Annotated in this window: 23 protein-coding genes; 15 read left to right on the top strand and 8 right to left on the bottom strand. The window is 49.7% G+C overall.

From position 1 onward, the window contains the following. Nucleotides 1–7: 7 nt before the first annotated feature. The 15 genes from rpsE (at nucleotide 8) to PK629_07455 (ending at nucleotide 9018) form a co-directional block, all read left to right on the top strand. A complete protein-coding gene (gene rpsE, locus PK629_07525) occupies nucleotides 8–529 on the top strand; it encodes a 30S ribosomal protein S5 (protein HOP11324.1) in 522 nt (173 codons plus the stop codon). A gap of 14 nt (nucleotides 530–543) precedes the next feature. Then, on the top strand, nucleotides 544–726 hold the full coding sequence (gene rpmD / locus PK629_07520; protein HOP11323.1) for a 50S ribosomal protein L30: 183 nt from the start codon (nucleotides 544–546) through the stop codon (nucleotides 724–726). Then, nucleotides 723–1163, top strand: a complete 441-nt coding sequence (rplO, locus tag PK629_07515) for a 50S ribosomal protein L15 (protein ID HOP11322.1) — start codon at nucleotides 723–725, stop codon at nucleotides 1161–1163. Before rpmD ends, rplO begins: the two co-directional genes overlap by 4 nt. After that, the gene (gene secY, locus PK629_07510) at nucleotides 1163–2497 is read left to right on the top strand and encodes a preprotein translocase subunit SecY (protein HOP11321.1); all 1335 of its coding nucleotides are present in this window, start codon (nucleotides 1163–1165) and stop codon (nucleotides 2495–2497) included. The genes rplO and secY overlap by 1 nt, the downstream gene beginning before the upstream one ends. Before the next feature lie 2 nt (nucleotides 2498–2499). Beyond that, nucleotides 2500–3132, top strand: a complete 633-nt coding sequence (locus tag PK629_07505; protein HOP11320.1) for an adenylate kinase — start codon at nucleotides 2500–2502, stop codon at nucleotides 3130–3132. Then, the gene (gene map, locus PK629_07500; GenBank protein ID HOP11319.1) at nucleotides 3129–3878 is read left to right on the top strand and encodes a type I methionyl aminopeptidase; all 750 of its coding nucleotides are present in this window, start codon (nucleotides 3129–3131) and stop codon (nucleotides 3876–3878) included. The genes PK629_07505 and map overlap by 4 nt, the downstream gene beginning before the upstream one ends. A 12-nt stretch (nucleotides 3879–3890) precedes the next feature. Next, nucleotides 3891–4109, top strand: a complete 219-nt coding sequence (infA, locus tag PK629_07495) for a translation initiation factor IF-1 (protein ID HOP11318.1) — start codon at nucleotides 3891–3893, stop codon at nucleotides 4107–4109. A gap of 25 nt (nucleotides 4110–4134) precedes the next feature. Further along, a complete protein-coding gene (rpmJ, locus tag PK629_07490) occupies nucleotides 4135–4248 on the top strand; it encodes a 50S ribosomal protein L36 (protein HOP11317.1) in 114 nt (37 codons plus the stop codon). A 30-nt stretch (nucleotides 4249–4278) separates the two neighbouring features. Beyond that, nucleotides 4279–4647 (top strand): 30S ribosomal protein S13, encoded by a 369-nt coding sequence (gene rpsM, locus PK629_07485; GenBank protein ID HOP11316.1) that lies wholly within the window; start codon nucleotides 4279–4281, stop codon nucleotides 4645–4647. 22 nt (nucleotides 4648–4669) lie between these two features. Continuing rightward, complete coding sequence (gene rpsK, locus PK629_07480; protein ID HOP11315.1) at nucleotides 4670–5068, top strand: 30S ribosomal protein S11; 399 nt, start codon at nucleotides 4670–4672, stop codon at nucleotides 5066–5068. 15 nt (nucleotides 5069–5083) lie between these two features. Beyond that, a complete protein-coding gene (rpsD, locus tag PK629_07475; GenBank protein HOP11314.1) occupies nucleotides 5084–5707 on the top strand; it encodes a 30S ribosomal protein S4 in 624 nt (207 codons plus the stop codon). 107 nt (nucleotides 5708–5814) lie between these two features. Continuing rightward, nucleotides 5815–6762, top strand: coding sequence for a DNA-directed RNA polymerase subunit alpha (locus PK629_07470; GenBank protein ID HOP11313.1), 948 nt, complete (start codon nucleotides 5815–5817; stop codon nucleotides 6760–6762). A gap of 39 nt (nucleotides 6763–6801) precedes the next feature. After that, complete coding sequence (gene rplQ, locus PK629_07465) at nucleotides 6802–7143, top strand: 50S ribosomal protein L17 (GenBank protein ID HOP11312.1); 342 nt, start codon at nucleotides 6802–6804, stop codon at nucleotides 7141–7143. Nucleotides 7144–7211: 68 nt separating this feature from the next. Beyond that, nucleotides 7212–7976 (top strand): leucine-rich repeat domain-containing protein, encoded by a 765-nt coding sequence (locus tag PK629_07460; protein HOP11311.1) that lies wholly within the window; start codon nucleotides 7212–7214, stop codon nucleotides 7974–7976. A gap of 28 nt (nucleotides 7977–8004) precedes the next feature. Further along, on the top strand, nucleotides 8005–9018 hold the full coding sequence (locus PK629_07455) for an aldo/keto reductase (GenBank protein HOP11310.1): 1014 nt from the start codon (nucleotides 8005–8007) through the stop codon (nucleotides 9016–9018). Between the two features lie 70 nt (nucleotides 9019–9088). Here PK629_07455 and PK629_07450 read toward each other — a convergent pair whose 3' ends face one another. The 8 genes from PK629_07450 to PK629_07415 all read right to left on the bottom strand — a co-directional run bounded on the left by PK629_07450 (nucleotide 9089) and on the right by PK629_07415 (nucleotide 18754). After that, nucleotides 9089–10636, bottom strand: a complete 1548-nt coding sequence (locus PK629_07450) for an ABC transporter substrate-binding protein (GenBank protein HOP11309.1) — start codon at nucleotides 10634–10636, stop codon at nucleotides 9089–9091. A 68-nt stretch (nucleotides 10637–10704) separates the two neighbouring features. Then, entirely contained in the window at nucleotides 10705–12213 is a 1509-nt protein-coding gene (locus PK629_07445; GenBank protein HOP11308.1) for a hypothetical protein, read from the bottom strand. 68 nt (nucleotides 12214–12281) lie between these two features. Further along, entirely contained in the window at nucleotides 12282–13901 is a 1620-nt protein-coding gene (locus tag PK629_07440) for a hypothetical protein (GenBank protein HOP11307.1), read from the bottom strand. A gap of 192 nt (nucleotides 13902–14093) precedes the next feature. Next, on the bottom strand, nucleotides 14094–15635 hold the full coding sequence (locus tag PK629_07435; GenBank protein ID HOP11306.1) for a hypothetical protein: 1542 nt from the start codon (nucleotides 15633–15635) through the stop codon (nucleotides 14094–14096). A gap of 136 nt (nucleotides 15636–15771) precedes the next feature. Further along, nucleotides 15772–16755 carry a crosslink repair DNA glycosylase YcaQ family protein gene (locus tag PK629_07430; protein ID HOP11305.1) on the bottom strand — a complete coding sequence of 328 codons (984 nt, stop codon included), beginning with the start codon at nucleotides 16753–16755 and terminating at the stop codon, nucleotides 15772–15774. Next, nucleotides 16755–17333 carry a GNAT family N-acetyltransferase gene (locus PK629_07425; protein HOP11304.1) on the bottom strand — a complete coding sequence of 193 codons (579 nt, stop codon included), beginning with the start codon at nucleotides 17331–17333 and terminating at the stop codon, nucleotides 16755–16757. Before PK629_07425 ends, PK629_07430 begins: the two co-directional genes overlap by 1 nt. Nucleotides 17334–17365: 32 nt before the next feature. After that, entirely contained in the window at nucleotides 17366–17860 is a 495-nt protein-coding gene (locus PK629_07420) for a GNAT family N-acetyltransferase (protein HOP11303.1), read from the bottom strand. Nucleotides 17861–17953: 93 nt separating this feature from the next. Further along, entirely contained in the window at nucleotides 17954–18754 is an 801-nt protein-coding gene (locus PK629_07415) for a GNAT family N-acetyltransferase (protein ID HOP11302.1), read from the bottom strand. Between the last annotated feature and the right edge of the window lie 39 nt (nucleotides 18755–18793).

The following is an 18793-nucleotide window of genomic DNA, read 5'->3' as shown; positions in this document are numbered from 1 at the left end:
GTTGAATTTGGCACAGAACGAAAGAGGCGGCCGCGGACGCGACCGCGAACAGAGCGAATTCCTGGAAAAAGTGGTTGCCATCAACCGTGTATCCAAAACCGTTAAGGGCGGTCGTATCATGAAGTTCTCGGCGCTTGTCGTCGTTGGCGACGGTAAGGGCAAAGTCGGATTCGGGCTCGGTAAAGCGGGCGAGGTTCCGGACGCCATCCGCAAAGGTGTTGCGGACGCGAGAAATAACATGCGCGAGGTTTGCCTGCGCGGCACGACGATCCCTCATGAGGTTATCGGCGAATTCGGAGCCGGTAGAGTGCTTCTGAAACCGGCGGCGCCCGGTACCGGTGTTATCGCCGGCGGTGCAGTGCGTGCGGTGGTCGAAGCGGCCGGCATCAGCGATATCAGAACCAAGGCGCTGCGCTCCAACAACCCCTGCAACGTGGTCAGAGCCACCATGGAGGGTTTGCTGTCCCTGCGTAATGCCAAACAAGTGGCTAACGCCCGCGGCAAGTCCGTCAAAGAGATTTTTGAATAAGGGGGAAGCATAAGATGGCAGACCTCAAAATTACGCTTAAAAAAAGCTTAATCGGTCGGTATAAGAAACATATTGATACCGCCAACTCCCTTGGCCTGCGCAAGATCGGCGACACTACAGTGCAGCCGGACAATGTTCAGACACAGGGCAAGCTCACCAAAATTAATTATCTTGTCGATGTGGAGGTGCAAAAATGAAGCTCAACGAACTTTCCCCGGCGGCAGGTTCCAGATTCGAACCCAAACGCAAGGGCAGAGGTATCGGCTCCGGCAACGGCAAGACGGCCGGCAAAGGCCATAAGGGTCAGAAGGCGCGTTCCGGCGGCGGTGTCCGTCCGGGATTCGAAGGCGGCCAGATGCCTTTGCATCGTCGCCTCCCGAAACGCGGTTTCACCAACATTTTTGCGACAGAATACGTCGCAATCAATGTGAGTGCGCTCGAGAAATTCGACAACGGCGCGGTGGTAGACAGCAAAGTATTGCTTGAAAAGCGGATCATCCGCAAAACATGCGACGGCGTTAAGATTCTCGGCAGCGGGAATCTGACCAAGAAACTCACCGTTAAGGCGGCCGCATTCAGCGAGAGCGCCAAAAGCAAAATCGAGGCGGCCGGCGGAACAGCTGAGGTGGTATGATGTTTAAGACATTTCGTAACGCGTTCGCAATTCCCGAACTGCGCAAGAAGATCTTTTACACCCTCTTCATCATCGCCATTTTCCGTATCGGCGCCGTCATGGTGACGGTTCCGTTTGTGGATCCGGCGGCACTTACCGCAGCTGCGGGCAACCAATATCTCAGTTATATCAACCTGTTTACAGGCGGCGGCTTCGAAAAGGGCACGTTGTTCGCGCTCTCGATTTCGCCGTACATCACATCTTCAATTATCGTTCAGCTGTTGACTGTCGCGATCCCGTCCTGGGAGCGTCTGTCGAAAGAGGGCGAAGAGGGCAGAAAGAAACTCGGTCAGGTCACCCGTATCGGCACGGTGCTGATGGCGTTGATCGAAGGCTTCTCGTACTTCATGTACCTGCGCAACACCTCCACGCTTTCGGACGCGGTTCTCTTCAAACAGGGTTTTGACGGTTACTTCAGTGCGGTTGTTATTATCATGTGCTATATCGCGGGTGCGACGTTGATGATGTGGCTCGGTGAGCAGATCAATAAGAAGGGCATCGGCAACGGTGTTTCTCTCTTGCTGTTTGCCGGTATCGTCGCAAACTTCGATTCGATTGTCAGCACGCTCACCGGCGCATGGCAGAATTACGGTCCGACACAGCCGGTCTATTACTTTATCGTACCGCTGCTGGCAATTTTGCTGCTGGCTGAGATTTACTTCGTCGTCTATATGGACGCCGCGGAACGCCGCCTGCCGGTTCAATACGCCAAACGTGTTGTCGGCAGAAAGGTCTACGGCGGCCAGAATACCAATATTCCGCTGAAGGTCAACATGGCCAACGTTCTCCCGGTCATCTTCGCCAACTCCCTGCTGTCGCTGCCGACCATGCTGCTCGGTTTCGGCGTGGGCGTTACGAATTACGACACCAGCGGAAACCCGAGTGAATTTACTGCTTTCGGTAACTTCCTGAAATGGTTCAGCTATCAAGGCGCGGCCTATATGATCTTATATATCATTCTGATCATCGCGTTTGCGTATTTCTACATTTCGATCACCTATAACCCGATCGAGATGGCGAATAACCTGCGTAAAAACAGCGGAACCATTCCCGGCATTCGTCCGGGCAAACCCACTTCGGATTATATTTCCCGCGTTCTGTCAAGGATCATTCTGATCGGCGCAATTTGCCTGTCGATCGTCGTTTTGGTCCCGATGCTCAGCGGTTCACTGACCAACATCAACCTGGCCCTCGGCGGCACGACCATCATCATCGTTGTCGGCGTCGCGATCGAGACCGCCCGGCAGCTTGAATCCCAGATGCTCATGCGGCATTACAAGGGATTCCTCGAATAATCATGAAACTGATTTTTCTGGGAGCGCCCGGCGCGGGCAAGGGTACACAGGCAGAGGCAATCTGCAAAGCGCTGAACATCCCCGCGATTTCCACGGGCAACATCCTCAAGGCTGCGATGAAAAACGAGACCCCGCTCGGGTTGAAAGCCAAGTCCTATATCGAGGGCGGCCAGCTCGTTCCGGACGACGTCATCATCGACATCGTCAAGGCACGCATCCAAGAGGACGATTGCAAAGACGGATTTTTGTTCGACGGGTTTCCCCGTACGATTGCTCAAGCTGAAGCGCTTGATAAAATGGGCGTTTCCATCGACCGGGTCATCAATATCCGGGTGACGGACGATATGATTGTCAGACGCATCAGCGGCAGAAGAAGCTGCGCGGCATGCGGTGCCGTGTATCACATTGAGAACAAGAAACCCAAATGCGACAATATCTGCGACAACTGCGGCGAAAAACTCGTCATTCGCAGTGACGACGAACCGCAGACTGTGCAGAAACGCCTGGAGGTCTATCATACTCAGACCAAACCGCTCGAGCGCTATTATGCCGATAAGGGCCTGCTCTCTGAAGTGGATGGCGAAAAGGACACCGCTCTGGTGACCAAAGACATCCTTGAGGTATTGGGTAAATGATAGCCATTAAAAACGATTCCCAGCTGGTGCAGATGCGGCGTGCATGTAAAATCGCCGCAAATGCATTGGCCGTGGGTGCGGCAGAGATCCGGGAAGGGGTTACAACCGCCCATATCGACGCCGCCATTAAAAAATATATACTCTCCCAATCGGCAAAACCCAGCTTTTTGGGATACAACGGTTTTCCGGCTTCCGCCTGCATCTCGGTCAACGATGAGATCATTCACGGGATTCCCGGCGGACGGAAACTGTGTCAAGGAGATATCGTCAGTATCGACGTGGGCGCTTTCTTTGAAGGGTTCCACGGGGATACGGCGGCGACTTTTCCGGTCGGCGAATGCGACCCCGAAGACCTGCGGCTGCTTGAGGTCACGAAGAGCGCATTGTCCGCGGGAATCTCTGCCGCCAAGGCCGGAAACAGGATCGGAGACATTTCAAACGCGGTGCAAAACGTGGTGGAGAAAGCCGGATTCACGGTGGTGCGCGATTATGTCGGGCACGGAGTCGGCGAAAAACTTCACGAGGATCCCGAGGTTCCCAATTTCGGAAATCTGGGTCACGGCCCGCGGCTTGTCGAGGGCATGACGATTGCCATTGAGCCGATGGTCAACGCCGGCGGCTGGGAGATCGACATCCTAGACAACAATTGGACAGTGGTCACAACGGACGGAAAACATTCCGCGCATTTTGAACACACCGTTTTGATTACGGCCGACGGCGGGAAACCGCTGACGACAGCTGATTGAGGAGGTAGTTGCTTGTCGAAAGATGATGTCATCGAACTGGAAGGCGTAATTCTGGAAGCTCTTCCGAACGCCCAGTTCACCGTTCAACTTGCGAACGGACACAAAATTTTGGCGTACATTTCAGGAAAACTGCGGATGAACTTTATCCGCATTTTGCCCGGTGATAAGGTTACGGTGGAGATCTCCCCCTATGACCTCTCCAAGGGCAGGATAACATGGCGCTCAAAGTGAGCATTTTGGCAGGAGGTAATCAAAAATGAAAGTGAGACCTTCAGTGAAACCCATGTGCGAAAAGTGCAAGGTGATCAAACGCAAAGGCAAGGTTATGATTATTTGCGAGAATCCCAAACACAAGCAGCGCCAGGGTTAGAGCTGACAAACTAAACGGAGGTGTATTTGTTTGGCACGAATTGCCGGTATTGATCTGCCCCGCGATAAACGGGTCGAGATCGGGCTGACCTACATTTACGGGATTGGCCGTAAGCTCTCTAGCGATATCCTCGCCCAGACGGGCGTGAACCCCGATACCCGCGTCAAAGATCTGACCGAAGAGGATATTTCTAAACTCAGGGAATGCATAGACCATAGCTACCGCGTCGAAGGTGACCTGCACCGCGAAGTGCAGCTTAACATCAAGCGCTTGGTGGAGATCGGCTCCTATCGCGGAACCCGTCATCGCAAGGGTCTGCCGGTGCGCGGTCAGCGTACCAAGACCAACGCAAGAACCCGTAAGGGTCCGAAGCGTACCATCGCGAACAAGAAAAAGTAAGCGGGGAGGGCAATAATAAAAAATGGCTACTACGAGAAAAACCGCTACAACGCGTCGCCGCAAAGAACGTAAAAATATCGACCGCGGTGTCGCACACATTCAGTCGAGTTTCAATAATACCATCGTCACCATTTCCGATACGCAGGGCAACGTCATTTCATGGGCGAGCTCGGGCGAGATGGGATTCCGCGGTTCCAAGAAGTCCACGCCGTTTGCGGCGCAGACAGCTGCAGAAACAGCGGCCAAACTCGCTATGGATCACGGCATGAAGACCGTCGACGTCTTCGTAAAGGGCCCCGGTTCGGGACGTGAAGCCGCGATCAGAGCGCTTCAGGCCACCGGTTTGGACATCACGCTGATCAAAGACGTGACACCCATTCCGCACAACGGCTGCCGTCCGCCGAAAAGAAGACGCGTATAATGGAGGATTGAGTAAATGGCAAGATATACCGATTCGGTGTGCCGCCTGTGCCGCAGAGAGGGCCAGAAGCTCTTTTTGAAAGGCGACCGCTGCTACACCGACAAATGCGCTGTGTCCCGCAGACCCGGAGTCCCCGGCCAGCATGGACAGGGCAGAAAAAAGACCAGCGAATATGGCATCCAGCTGCGTGCAAAGCAGAAGGCAAAGCGCTACTATGGCGTTTTGGAGAGCCAGTTCCGCAAATATTTCGATATGGCGATCAAACAACCGGGCGTCTCGGGTGAAAACCTGCTCCGCATTTTGGAGAGCCGTCTGGACAACATTGTCTACCGCCTGGGTTTTGCGTCTTCGCGCAAAGAGGCCAGACAGATGGTTCTGCATCGTCATTTCACAGTTAATGGTTCGATCGTCAACATTCCCTCCTATCTTTGCAAAGCCGGCGACGTGATTGCGATGAAAGAATCCAGCCGTTCCGTCGAGACATTCAAGGATCAATTCGAAAGCAATGCGAAACCCATTCCGGCGTGGTTGTCTGCCGATAAGGCGAACATGACCGCAAACGTTGCGGCGCTGCCCACACGCGATGAGATCGACCTGCAGGTCGAGGAGCGTCTGATCGTCGAGTTGTATTCGAAATAATCCGGTATTTCCGTATCATGGTCCGCTTGGAGCGGTTACAGAGGAAATATCGTTTGTGCCGCGATTTGTTAAAATCGCGTGTTTACCTGGAAAAAGGAGGGTTTTAATTGTTGGAGATTCAAAAGCCCAAAATAGAAGTCAGCGAAATGAAGGCAGACGGTTCCTACGGCAAATTTGTCGTCGAGCCGCTTGAGCGCGGCTACGGCACGACTCTTGGGAACAGTTTGCGTAGAGTTTTACTCTCGTCATTGCCCGGTGTGGCGGTGACGTCGGTAAAAATAGACGGCGTACAGCATGAATTTTCCACCATTCCCGGCGTCAAGGAAGACGTGACAGAGATCATTTTGAATATCAAGGGTCTCACGCTCAAGCTCTTCTCCGATGGGCCCAAGACGGTTTACATCGAGGCGCAGGACGAATGTGAGGTCACCGCAGGCAGCATTAAGGCTGACGCGGAAGTCGAAATTCTCAACCCGTCCATGCATATTGCTTCATTGAGCGCGGGTGCAAAGCTGAATATGGAAATCGTTCTGGACAAGGGCAGGGGCTATGTCTCGGCCGAAAAGAACCGGGACAACTCTTCCGTGATCGGCGTTATTCCTGTCGACTCTATTTATACGCCCGTCACCAAAGTCAACTATACGGTTGAAAACACCCGTGTGGGCAACGTGACGGACTACGACAAACTCACGCTTGAGGTGTGGACGGACGGCACCATTTCCGCCCGTGACGCCGTATCTCTGGGCGCGAAGATCCTGGGCGAACTGCTGGTCCTTTTCATCTCGCTCTCTGAGGGTGCGGTTGACAGCGACATTCTGGTGGAACGCAACGAGAAGAGCAAGGAAAAGGTGCTGGAGATGGCAATCGACGACCTCGAACTTTCGGTTCGGTCGTTCAACTGCCTCAAACGCGCGGGTTTGAATACCGTCGAAGACCTGATCAACAAGAGCGAAGAAGAGATGATCAAGGTCCGCAACCTCGGCCGGAAATCCCTGGACGAGGTCATCGGAAAACTGGCTTCTTTGGGCCTTTCGCTCAAAAACGACGACGAATAATGCCGTTTAAAGCGGCTTGATTTAAGGAGTGTGGAAACAATGCCCGGAACCAGAAAACTCGGCAGGACGAGCGACCACAGAACCGCAATGCTGCGGGCCATGGTCACTTACCTGCTGGAAAAAGGCAAGATCGAGACGACCGTCACCCGCGCAAAGGAAGTCCGCGCACTGACGGATCAGATGATAACGCTCGGGAAACAGAATACACTGCACGCAAAACGGCAGGTGTTCGCGTTTGTCACCAAGGAGAGCGTCGCGGCCAAGCTGTTCAATGAGATCTCTCCGAAATACGAGAGTAAGAACGGCGGATATACGCGCGTGATCAAGACCGGTCCCCGCCGCGGTGATGCCGCCGAAATGGCCATCATCGAGCTGGTATAAAATCAAAAAGCCGCCCCAAAAGGCGGCTCTTTTGTTTTAGAAAATGGTTGGGACAGAAGGAGTTGTTTATGAAAAAGGCGGGACTATTTGTTTTGGCAGCAGTGGTGCTGTTTGAAGCCTGTGCTCCGTTGCCTCAGACCTCGTCCGCTTTATCAACTTCGTCCGTTTCGGTATTGGTAACGCTGTCGATTCCGAAAAAGTATGATTATGACTATCAGTCGGTCGAAAACGGCATTCAGATCACGAAATACAACGGATCTGATTTGAATGTGAAAGTACCCGATGAGATTGACGGTAAAAATGTGGTCAGTGTCGGCGATTGGGCGTTTGCCGAATCGGAAATCACCGAAGTAACCCTGCCGGATACGGTGACTTCAATCGGATGGGGTGCTTTTTCGGAGTGTGACGAGTTGAAAAAGGTCACGCTGTCCGAAAATTTGACAAACATCAGTAAATTTGCCTTTTCCAACTGTACGGAATTGACGAACATGGAGATTCCGGATGGCGTAACGACCATTGGATACGGTACATTTTCCGAATGCAGCGGCTTGAAAAGCGTCAAGCTGCCGGCGTCGTTGAAAAAGATCGAATTCGTCTGTTTTGCGGGCTGTAAGGTGTTGAAGAACATCGACATTCCCGACGGTGTGACTGAGATCGAGTACAGCGCTTTTTATAAGTGTAATGCGCTCGAGCGTATCACGATTCCGGCCAGCGTCACCGCGATCGGCGAAGGCGTCTTTGAGGAATGTAATCAGTTGACTGCGGTCTGTTACGGGGATTACAGCGCGCAATATTGCAGGGAAAACGGAATCGTCTATGTGAAAATGGATTAATTTTAAATCGGTCTGTAAGGAGGGAATCATGGAGTACAGAGAACTCGGAAAGTCCGGCCTGAAGGTCAGCACACTGTGTTTGGGGTGCTGGAGTTTCGGCGGAGACGGAAACAGCTATTGGGGCATCACGGAACAAACGGATGTCGACAGGCAGGTACAGGAGGCGCTGGAGCGCGGCGTAAATTTTTTCGACACCGCATACGGCTATAACGGCGGCGGCAGCGAAATTTCTTTGGGGAAAGCGCTCACGGGAAAACGCGATAAAGCCATTATCTGCGATAAAACGCCGATTTTTCCGATGGATCAACTGGGCAACTACACAGAAATTATCGCAGACACCTTGAAACGCCTGAATACGGATTATATCGACTTGCTGCTGATCCACTGGCCCAAACCGGATGAACAGCTGATGAGAGCGAATATCGAAGCCATTAAAAAGATTGTGGACGCGGGAATGGTTCGGGCGTTCGGCGTTAGCAATTTCGCGCTCAAAACAATGGATATCTGCGAAGAACTCGGCATGAAACCCTGTGTGGATGAAATGGCATATAACCTGATGAGTCGTGGAATTGAAGCAGAGGTCATGCCCTATTGCATTAAGAACAATATCGGCGTGATGGCCTATATGCCCCTGATGCAGGGGGTTCTGACGGGAAAATATGCGAACTATAACGAGATTCCCGATAACAGAAAGCGCACGGTTCATTTTAGTTGGCGCGGTAATACTGCGCTCGGGCACACCAGCCCCGGCGCGGAAGCGGAACTGGAAACGCTCCTTACAGGTATGAAAAAGCTGTCCGGTGAAACGGGATACACCATGGCCGAACTGGCCATTGCCTGGCTGATGAAAAAGCCCGGCGTGTCCAGCGTGATTGTGGGTTCCAGAAACACCAAACAACTGCTCGAAAATATCAAGGCGATTGAAATTTCACTGACGCCTGATGTGGTTTCCGTACTCGACGCCGCCAGTGCGTCGATGTTACAAAAACTCGGTCCGGTGGTTGATATCTGGAAGAATCTCAGTGACACCAGAGTTTGGTGAGAAATCACTTCATATACGGAAAATAAAAAACCGGACAGAAAAATCTGCCCGGTTTTTATAATGTCGAAAATCATCCGTAGTAATACGCAGTTTCTTTGCCGATGGCGGCGTTAATTTTATCAAGAAGAGCGTTGCCGCCCATGTTCAACATCTCTTCCCGATATCCGTCTACAACTTCCCGGACTGTATATTTGGTACTCGTAATCGCACTTTTGATACAGCTCATATACAGCGTCTGTATATAAAGATCGTTGTTTACGGCTGTATTTATTTCCTTTGAAATCGTTGCTGAATATAATGCCGGAACCTCGACGATTATTCCTTTTTTAAATGAATCATACAGAAGTGTGAATCGGTCATTATATTCATCCGCTTCAGCCTTCGCTTCTTCATCAATGACGCCGTTTGGGCTGAAAAAGATATTCGCGTCCGAATAGGGAAAAATATCTGTCAGGCCGCCGGTTAAATTCGGCATGGGAGGGTATGTATAACTTCCGTCGGCGTTTTGCGGCATTTTGACAGTGATCGTTCCGTCACTGTTCAAAACATAGTGGTCGGAACTGCCCAGCCAGCACTCCAAATAGCAGTCTTCGGAACCGAACAACATATTAATAAACTGATTAATGGTTTCTTTGGGCTGCGGTGTGCCTTTGGTCATAGCAAAACCGCGGGTAGTGGTTAAGGCGAGTTGCGGGTATTCGGGATTTAGGGTAAATAGTTCGGTGCAGTTTTCATAATCGAAGTACTGAAAGTAAGATGTGCAGGATATGCCAGCATTAAAATCTGTATATGCAATCTTTGAATCAGAAAAATTGATATTCAATGCGCCCGCTTGATAAAGTTCCCGAAGATATTCAAGCGCGTCAACAGCAGCGTCTTTTGTTAAAAAATCCACACAGCAATCTTCGGTGGGATCATAACTTAACGGACTAATTATTTGATATTTGTAAAGCCCGAACGCATTTAAAATATCGGTTAAACCCAACATATAGTAAGAAGTGATAGCAGTTTTACCGGTTGATTGTGTATATGCTTTCGCAAAGTCACTGAATGATTGAAGATCGGTAACGGTAATTCCGGTCTCTTCTAATGCCTCATCGGTAATGATACGGGCGTTTTGCGCCCGAAACATGTATGTGGGTATCGCATAAATTTGTCCGTCTACTTTAAAAGTATTTTTTAACTCATCGGGCAGAGATTGCCAAATCGCATTATCGGCAAGATAATCATCTAACGGCAGAAGTTGGTCGATTGTGCTGCTTAATATTTGCGAAGATGAGACTTCTATCAAACCCGCAAATTCATCGTCGTCGTATAACACATCTTTAATTTGGTCTAAAACAGTATTATCATATACACCGTCTGTGTAAAAGCATGAGGTAATATTTAATTCAACGCCGTATCGAAAGTAGATCTCCTCCAGCCAGTCCTCTTTATATTGTTCGGCATTTTCCGAATCAGCTGTAAAAAAATTGCGTGCGAGGATATTGATGGATGATACTTGGCCGACTGTTGATTGGAAATTGCTCGACAGCGAAGTTGAGGCAGTCCCGCAGCCGGACAGCAGCATCAGGCCGCAGATGAACAGTGAAACTACGAGTTTTAACAGCTTTTTCATGATAGTTCCCCTTTCAATTTTCGGCTATGATGAAACGGAATGGTCAAGACCATTCCCTACAGTTGTTTTTACCCGTAATAATACGCGGTTTTCTTGCCGATGGCGGCGTTCATCTCGTCGAGCATGTCGTTGCCGCCGAGTTCGAGCATGGCCGCTTTGTACTCATCCACGATCTGCTGTATTGTTTTATCATTAAAGCCGGGAAAATAGATTGTGTATAAAATAATATCCTGATAATATCTGTGGGCAACATCTTCCCATTTTGCGTTGTAAGTTGCCGATTGGATTACTTGATACTCCGATGGAATTTTGACGAGCGACCCGTTCTCCAATGAATTACTGAACATCTTTAAACGCGCTTTATTTTTGGCGTCAACATCGGTGCCGATATCGGTGCCGTCGTCACCGCTTTGGATGTATGAAATATTCGCATCCGAAAAGGGGACGAGTTCCGTTAGGCCGCCCGCTAAATTGGGGGCGCAGGGGTACACGGCATTGCCTTCGGAATCCGTTGACATCTTGATCGTGAGCGTGCCGTCGCTGTTCAGGATGTAATTGTCCGAACCCAGCCAGCAATCCAGGTAGCTTTGCTCCGAACCGAACAGCATGTCAACTAAGAGATTGACGGTCTCTTTCGGTTGGGGGGTATCCGCAGTCATGGCGAAACCGTTTGTTTGGGTGTACAAGGCCTGCGGGTATTCGGGATTCAAAGTGAGTATTTCGGTGCAGTTGTTATAATCATAATAAGGAACATATTGCGAAGCCAAAATGCCGGAATTAAATAATTCCGCGAGCTCCTCCGCATCCTTATCACACAGAGACTTGGAATTATTCAACTTCCATATATACTCCAACGCCTCAACGGCATTGGGTTTTGTCAGCCAGTCCACATAACAATCCGCCGTCGGATCATAACTGAATGGAATTTGTTCGTCGGTTCCGGGATAAAGCCCGAAAGCGTTCAGAATATCCGTCACATCCGAAATTAAAGAACTGTCGGCGGGGTTTCCCGTTTTCTTTCTGTAGGCCTCGGCGAAAGCGAGGAATGAATTGAGATCGGTCACAGTGACTCCGGTTTTCTGCAGTGCTTCGTTATTAAAAACGCGGGCTTTTTGTACCCCTTCGGAGACAGAAGCCGGAATGGCATAGATGTGACCGTCGACTTCAAAGAGGGATTTGAAGTCCTCGGGCAAGGCGTTCCAAACCGGATTATCGGCAAGATAATCATCCAAAGGAATATAAAAGTCAGGTAAATGATAAACAGATGATTTTTTAACTGAATACAGGCCTGAAGAACTGTTGCTTTTTGAGGCCTCACGATAATCCTTGAAAATGTTAAATTTCACGCCGTACCGCTCGGACATTTCGTCCAGCCATTTCTGCTTGGCCTCTTCGGCGTCTGGCGCTCCGGTATATTTGAAAAAATCCGGCGCGATAATATTAAGCGCTTCGGGGTAGCCGCTTGTCTGCCCCGCGAGTTCACTCGGCAGCGAGCTTTTTGGCATTGTTGTGCAGCCGGACAGCAGCATCAGACCGCAGATGAACAGTGAAACCACGAGTTTAAACAGCTTTTCCATGATAGTTCCCCTTTCAATTTTCGGCTATGATGAAACGGAATGGTCAAGACCATTCCCTACAGTTGTTTTTACCCGTAATAATACGCGGTCTGTTTGCCGATGGCAGCGTTCATCTCGTCGAGCATGGCGTTGCCGCCGAGGTCGAGCATTTTTGATTTGTATTCATCCACGATCTGCTGCACTGTTTTATCGGAACGTGAAACCGCAGATAAAAAGCATTTTATATACAGGGAGGAAAGATCATTATATTTATTACTGCCGTTCGCTGTATAACCGTTATAAGTCGCCGATTGTATGATTTGATATTCCGGAGGCAATTTTACAACGGACCCGTCCTGGAGGGAATCATTCAACAGCTTCACCTGTACTTTGTGATCTTCGATCTCTGAGGTCGTGGCGACAGTCCCGTTTTGACTATATATAATATCCGTGTACGAATAAGGGAAAATCTCCGAAAGACCGCCCGTTAAATTCGGCATGGCCGGAACGACAAAATTGTCATCCAAGTCCTGTGTCATCGCAACCGTGATCGTGCCGTCTCCGTTTTGAGCAAAACCGTTTGACGAGCCCAGCCAGCAATCAAGATAATTCTGTTCGGAGCCGAACAACAGATCGATGAAAAAATTGATGGTCTCTTGGGGTTGCGGCGTGTCTTTGATCATGGCAAACCCCTTTATTTCGGTGAAGGCAACCTGCGGATATTCGGGATTGAGGGTCAGCACTTCGGTGCAATCGGAATAATCGAAATAAGGTGCATATTTCGAAGCCCAAAGCCCCATTTTAAAGAAATCGCTTCCGGTTGCATATCGGTAAGTAAGCGCTCCGGCATTCGTGAGTTCCCGCAGGTACTCCAGCGCGTCGACGGCGGCGGGTTTGGTCAGCCAGTCTGTAAAACAATCCGCCGTCGGATCATAATTGAATTGAACGTAGGCATCTTCTCCCGGGTAAAGGCCGAAGGCGGTCAAAACGTCCGCCACTTCGGAGATAGCGGCGTTATCGGTGACTTTTTTGGCGTTTTGTATATAAGCTAAGGCAAATTCTCGGAATGAATTGAGATCGGTCACCGCGATCCCGGTCTTTTCCAAGGCCTCGTTATGAATGATACGGGCTTTTTGAATCAGGGTAACGGAAGTCGGAATCGCATAGATATGACCGTTGATTTCGTAAAGGGATTTAAAGTCCTCGGGCAGGGCTTTCCAAATCGGATTATCGTCGAGATAATCTTCCAGCGGCATATACGGATCAGAATCGGTAACGGATTTTTTGAGTGCATCGGCAGAGCCGATTTGCGTCAAACCGACATAGTTCGGTTTTTTCGGCTGCGGAGCGGGGGTAGATTCCTCGCTTTCGAATTCCAGCGACACATAGCCATCCACATAGCTGGGACTTTTCGGAACCGCCACATATCCGGTGTCGTCTATATAGGCTTTATAATTCGGATAGATGTGAAGAATGATACCGTACCGTTCGGATGTTTCATCAAGCCATTTCTGCCTGATTTGATCGGTATTGATCGCGCCGGTTGCTTCGAAAAAATCAGGCGCAATGATATTAATGGATTCGGGGAAATCGGCATTCGCCGCCCGGAGCTCATCCGGCAGGGAAGTGGAAGGCGTTGCGCCGCAGCCGGTCAGGAATACAAGAAAACAAACCAGCAATGAAACGGTGATTTTAATCGAATTTCTCATAAATTTCCCCTTCTAATATGATATGAATTTTTCCATAATTTCGGAAGATATAAAAATTATACCATACATTATATGACAAATGAAATTAGATTCAGTGAACTTTTTGTGAGAAAAGCCCTAAAAACACAAAACCGGACGGATTATCGCTCGGTTTTGTGTTTGGCAGGAGGTATTGGCAGATTTATTAGAAAATCACCCGTAATAATACGCGGTTTGCTTGCCGATGGCGGCGTTCATCTCGTCGAGCATCCGATTGCCGCCGAGGTTGAGCATCTCTTGTTTGTAATCATCCACGATCTGCTGAATGGTATAATCGGTTCTTGTCAGCGCATCCTTGATGCAATGTTCAAAAAGAGCGCAAATATCATTATAATTTGTATAATAAGAAGGGTTATTGATGATCGAATATGCCGGAGAAATTTTTACAACAGTCCCTTTATCAAGCGCATCGCTGAGGACTTCATAGTCCTTATTTATCTTACCCGCTGCTATCTCCGAGTTATTTGTTACTACACCATCTTGACTGTACAATATGTTCGCGTCTGAATAAGGGAAGAAATCCGGAAAGCCACCGGTCAGTTTCGGCATTGCGGGAGCCGTATAACTGCCATCGGCGTTTTGAACCATATTCATTGTAATCGTCCCGTCGCTGTTCAAAACATAGCCGTCGGAAGAACCCAGCCAGCAGTCAAGATAGTTTTGCTCCGAGCCGAACAGCATGTTGACGAAAAAGTTAATGGTCTCTTTGGGCTGTACGGTATCTTTGGTCATATAAAATCCGTTCACATAATTGTTTAATACTTGCGGATATTGCGGATTTAAGGTGAGCACTTCATTATAATTATCGGGATTATACAAACCATAGGTAGCTTGATGAGATGCGGTGTTCATATCGTAGGTCGGTTTTTGAAAATCACAGTTTAGTGCACCGACTTGGTAAAGTTCTCGCAAATACTCCAATGCGTCGACAGCGGCGCCTTTGGTCAGGAAGTCCACATAACAGTTCTCGGTCGGGTCGTAACTGAAACCGTTTGTCATCTGCGTATATAACCCGAAAGCATTCATCACATCATTCATGTCGAAGAAGCTGTCGGAACTGATCGTATAATGTCCCGTTGATTGTGCATAGGCGGTTCCGAATTCCTTCAGCGAGTTCAGATCGGTGACGTCAATGCCCGTCTGTTCAAATAAATCTTTTTGGAAAACGCGGGCGCGCATATGATAGGATACAAAGGTGGGGACAGCATATATATGGCCATTCACCGAAAACGTCGATTTGATCTCATCGGGCAGGGCGTTCCAAACCGCATTATCGACGAGGTAATCCTCCAACGGGACTGCAAAATTGCGGTCAATGGCCGACTGCAGGGTATTCATCGCCTCGATTTGGACTAATCCCGAGAATTTTTCTTTGCCACTGAAAACATCTCGGTTCTTATTCGCTCCGGTCATCACGGGGGTTCCGCTTTCCGTATAGGTATTGGAATAAACGGTGATTTGGACACCGTAACGCGCTAACATCTCGTCCTGCCACTGCTGCTTGGCGGTCTCGGCGTTTCTGTCGGCTGTATCCCAAAAGAAAGTCGGCGCGATGATTTCGAGGGTCTCGGGATAATTGTTTTCTTGTCCGGCGAGTTCGCCGGGCAGAGAATTATTTAGCGCAGACGCGCAGCCGTCAAGAAGTAACAAGACGCAGGCAATGAGTGCAATGACTGATTCTATAACTTTTTTCATGAAGATTCCTCCTTGCTGAATCTAATGAGGAAATAAAACAGATGTCAATTATTCCCTTATCATAAAAACGATTATACATCCGGAAATCTTACATGTCAAATGCTTTAATTTCAAATTGCAGACATTCGTTTATTTTTTATAAGTACAGCCGCGTTTGAAAACAAATACCGGAGACCAGATCGGATGCGGCGTCTTTCAGGCGCTTGGGCTGCGTTGTAAAGAATTCCACCACCGGCTCGCCTTTTTTGATATTCCAAAGCCCCGCCACTTGCCCGTTTACGGCGATGGTCGGGAGGCAGATGCCCGATTTCATGATGACCGCGCTTTTATATTCCGGCGGCAGAACCGCGCTTCGTTCTATGTAGGAAACAATAAGCGGGTCGAATCCGGATAACAGCGTCAATTCGGGAATATCGCCTATATCTGTGTTATCGTCGATGGAATAATAGACGTTCTTATTATATTCAAAGCAAGTATACTTGTCCAAATTTAAAGCGGACAGTTCCTTCCTTCTTTCCCGCCACAACCCGAAAAACCATGCCGCGTCCGTGAGCGTTGCGGGGCCGTAAGCTGCGAGGAATCTTTCAAATAACTCGGGTAACACCTCTTCGGGCGTCCGGGTTGGTTCGGCGTCGATCAAATCGAAATCGCGGCTTGTCATATCGCGGAAGGCGACTTTGCCGAGTCGCGCCAATTCGCAGAAAATCCCGCCCCACGGCGATAATGCCCTGTCGATTGTATGATGGTCGTATTCGTCCGCGAAAATCAGGCGCATTTCGGCGCGGGAATAGATGCCGTCCTCCATCAGCTCCACGACTCTGTCGGCGATCTGTTTATACCGCTCCCCCCAGCGCCAATCACCCGCATTGAGCGCAAGCAGCGTCGGCAGGTCGTCGGGCGCCACGCCGTGCAGTGCGTGGTGAATCCACGTTTTGATGAGGGAGGTTTTCCAGCCTGTCAGCTCCGCGCCACGAATCAACGCGGAAAAAACGACGTTGCGGTGAAACCAACAATGCAGCCCGAGAAGTTCATGCGAGAGCTGCACAATATCATCGCACCCGCGCGACAGATACAGCCCGTGCATGCGCCTTCTCAAAATTTGCTCCGTGATTTGATCCATCACTGATCTCCAAGATATTTTCGCATGATGCTGGTTTTGCCTAGATTTTTCGTTACGACAAAGCCCATCTTTTCAAACAGCGGGCGGGTTCCGTGGTATGCTTCAAATTGGTCGCATTCACCGGAAGGCGGATAGACCTCGATGAAATCATAACCAGCGGCTTCCGCGTCGGTGCAGGCACGTTCGAGCAGTTTTGTTGCAATGCCCTTGCCGCGCAGATTAGGTGCGACCAGAAAGCATACGACGGAGAGTATTTTTTTCGCTTGATTATCCGGTTCGCAGAGCTCCGGCGCCAATGCACTATAAGCTGATTTGTCGTTGGCATTGCACCAACCCGAGACTTTGCCATCAGCATAGGCCAGATAGCCCTTGAGTTTCCCCTTACGCACAAATTGTATTGCCCGTTCGCGCCAGGGGTTATCCAACCCGGCATCTTCGGCATCCCAGGCGGGTTCAAAATGAAAAGCCAAACAATAGCACGATGCCCATTCCGGATGATCGGAAAAGGCGACATGATCGAAAAACTCCAGATAATCGCCGAGCAGTTCGGGAGTCAGGGCGCGGATTTCAAGTTCCATTTCAAGGTCTCCTTTTATCGTTTATAATCAAATCACTTCAGCGCTTTTCGCATAACCACTCTACCGTCCCGTTCGCCGCATTGATAAAATCCGCATTTTTCATACATCGCCAAAGGTCCGCCGAATTCATGGTCTGATCCACCGGATTCCTTATAGGCATATGCCTCGACGAACTCAAAACCGTCAGCGGCAGCGTCATTGCAGATGCGCTCCGTCAATTGCGTGGCGATACCCTGCCGTTGCATGTTCGGGGCGATCATAAAGCAGAAGATGGATTTTACCCGTATGTTTTCATGGGATTCCTCGATTGGCCAATAAGCGCGAAGATAATTGACACCGCGCAGGCAATTCCCGGTGGCATTGCACCACCCCACAATTTCATCGCCGTGATAGGCCAGATAGCCCTGTATGCTGCCGGCTTTGACAAATTGAATGGCATGCGCCCTTCTTTCCTCTTCAGTCGGATACCAGTGATCGTTGCCGACATAGGAATCGTCGTTACGCCAGGTGACACAATAACATTTCACGCCGTTTCCCTCGACATTATGGGCGTCGTATCAAAAAAACGCGCGTAATCTTCCGCAAGATCAGGAGTCAGTTTTCGGATTTCAAGTTCCATCTCAAGGTCTCCTTTTCATGTAGTAGTGTTCACGCCCGGGTTCCCAATCAAAAGGTTCGAATCCGGCGGCTGTCAGGGCTGCAATTCGCTCTGTCGAGGCAGGAACAGCTTTGGCGACGATTTTTTCGCAGTTGAAGTCGTCAAAGAAAGCGTCGGCTGTTTGAATCAATTCGGACAGGTGGGACTTGTTTTCATAGTCGGATTTGATATCGATTCGCAAAACGCCGTAATCGCCACCAAAAATCTCCACAGTGCCGACGGCTTTCGATTTGGGCTTATCCACGATGCCGAAACGGACGAAATACCCATTTTGATACGCATACAGCCAGCCCTCGATGCAGTTTTGCATCTCCTCGAGCGTGGAATAGCGAAAATCGCTGGTGCAGTAGTCGGCGTTAAAAAACTGCTGTGCTTTCGGGTCGGAGTAGCATTCAAGCAGATCCGCCGCGTCATCAGATGAAATAAACCGCAGAATAAAATGTTCGGTTTCATAAACCGGGCAATTTCCATATGGGTCGGGTCTGCCGTTTTTCAGCAGTTCGATTACGTCCTGTTCGGTTTTGCATTTATCGTAATCGCCGGTCAAACCGTCCGGTCTGTGGTAGAAAATGCCGCGATTCGTGTTTTTATAAAGATATTCTGCGAGTTTTTCAAGCCCCTCGGATTTGGCGACCGAATTAAACGCTCTTATGCGGATACCTTTGTGCATTTTCTTTTCGCATGGCCATTCGGCGCACAGATAGCAGTAAGTCAGCCCCTTCGACCGGCAGCAGGTTTTGATCTCGCAATCGTCATTTTTCATTCGGCAGCCCGCACAAGTTTTGTTGTAACTGCACAGGGC

This window comes from Oscillospiraceae bacterium, assembly GCA_035380125.1.
Taxonomy (GTDB): domain Bacteria; phylum Bacillota; class Clostridia; order Oscillospirales; family JAKOTC01; genus DAOPZJ01.
The sequence above is the reverse complement of the archived record's forward strand: the minus strand, read 5'-3'. Positions and strand labels throughout refer to the sequence as shown.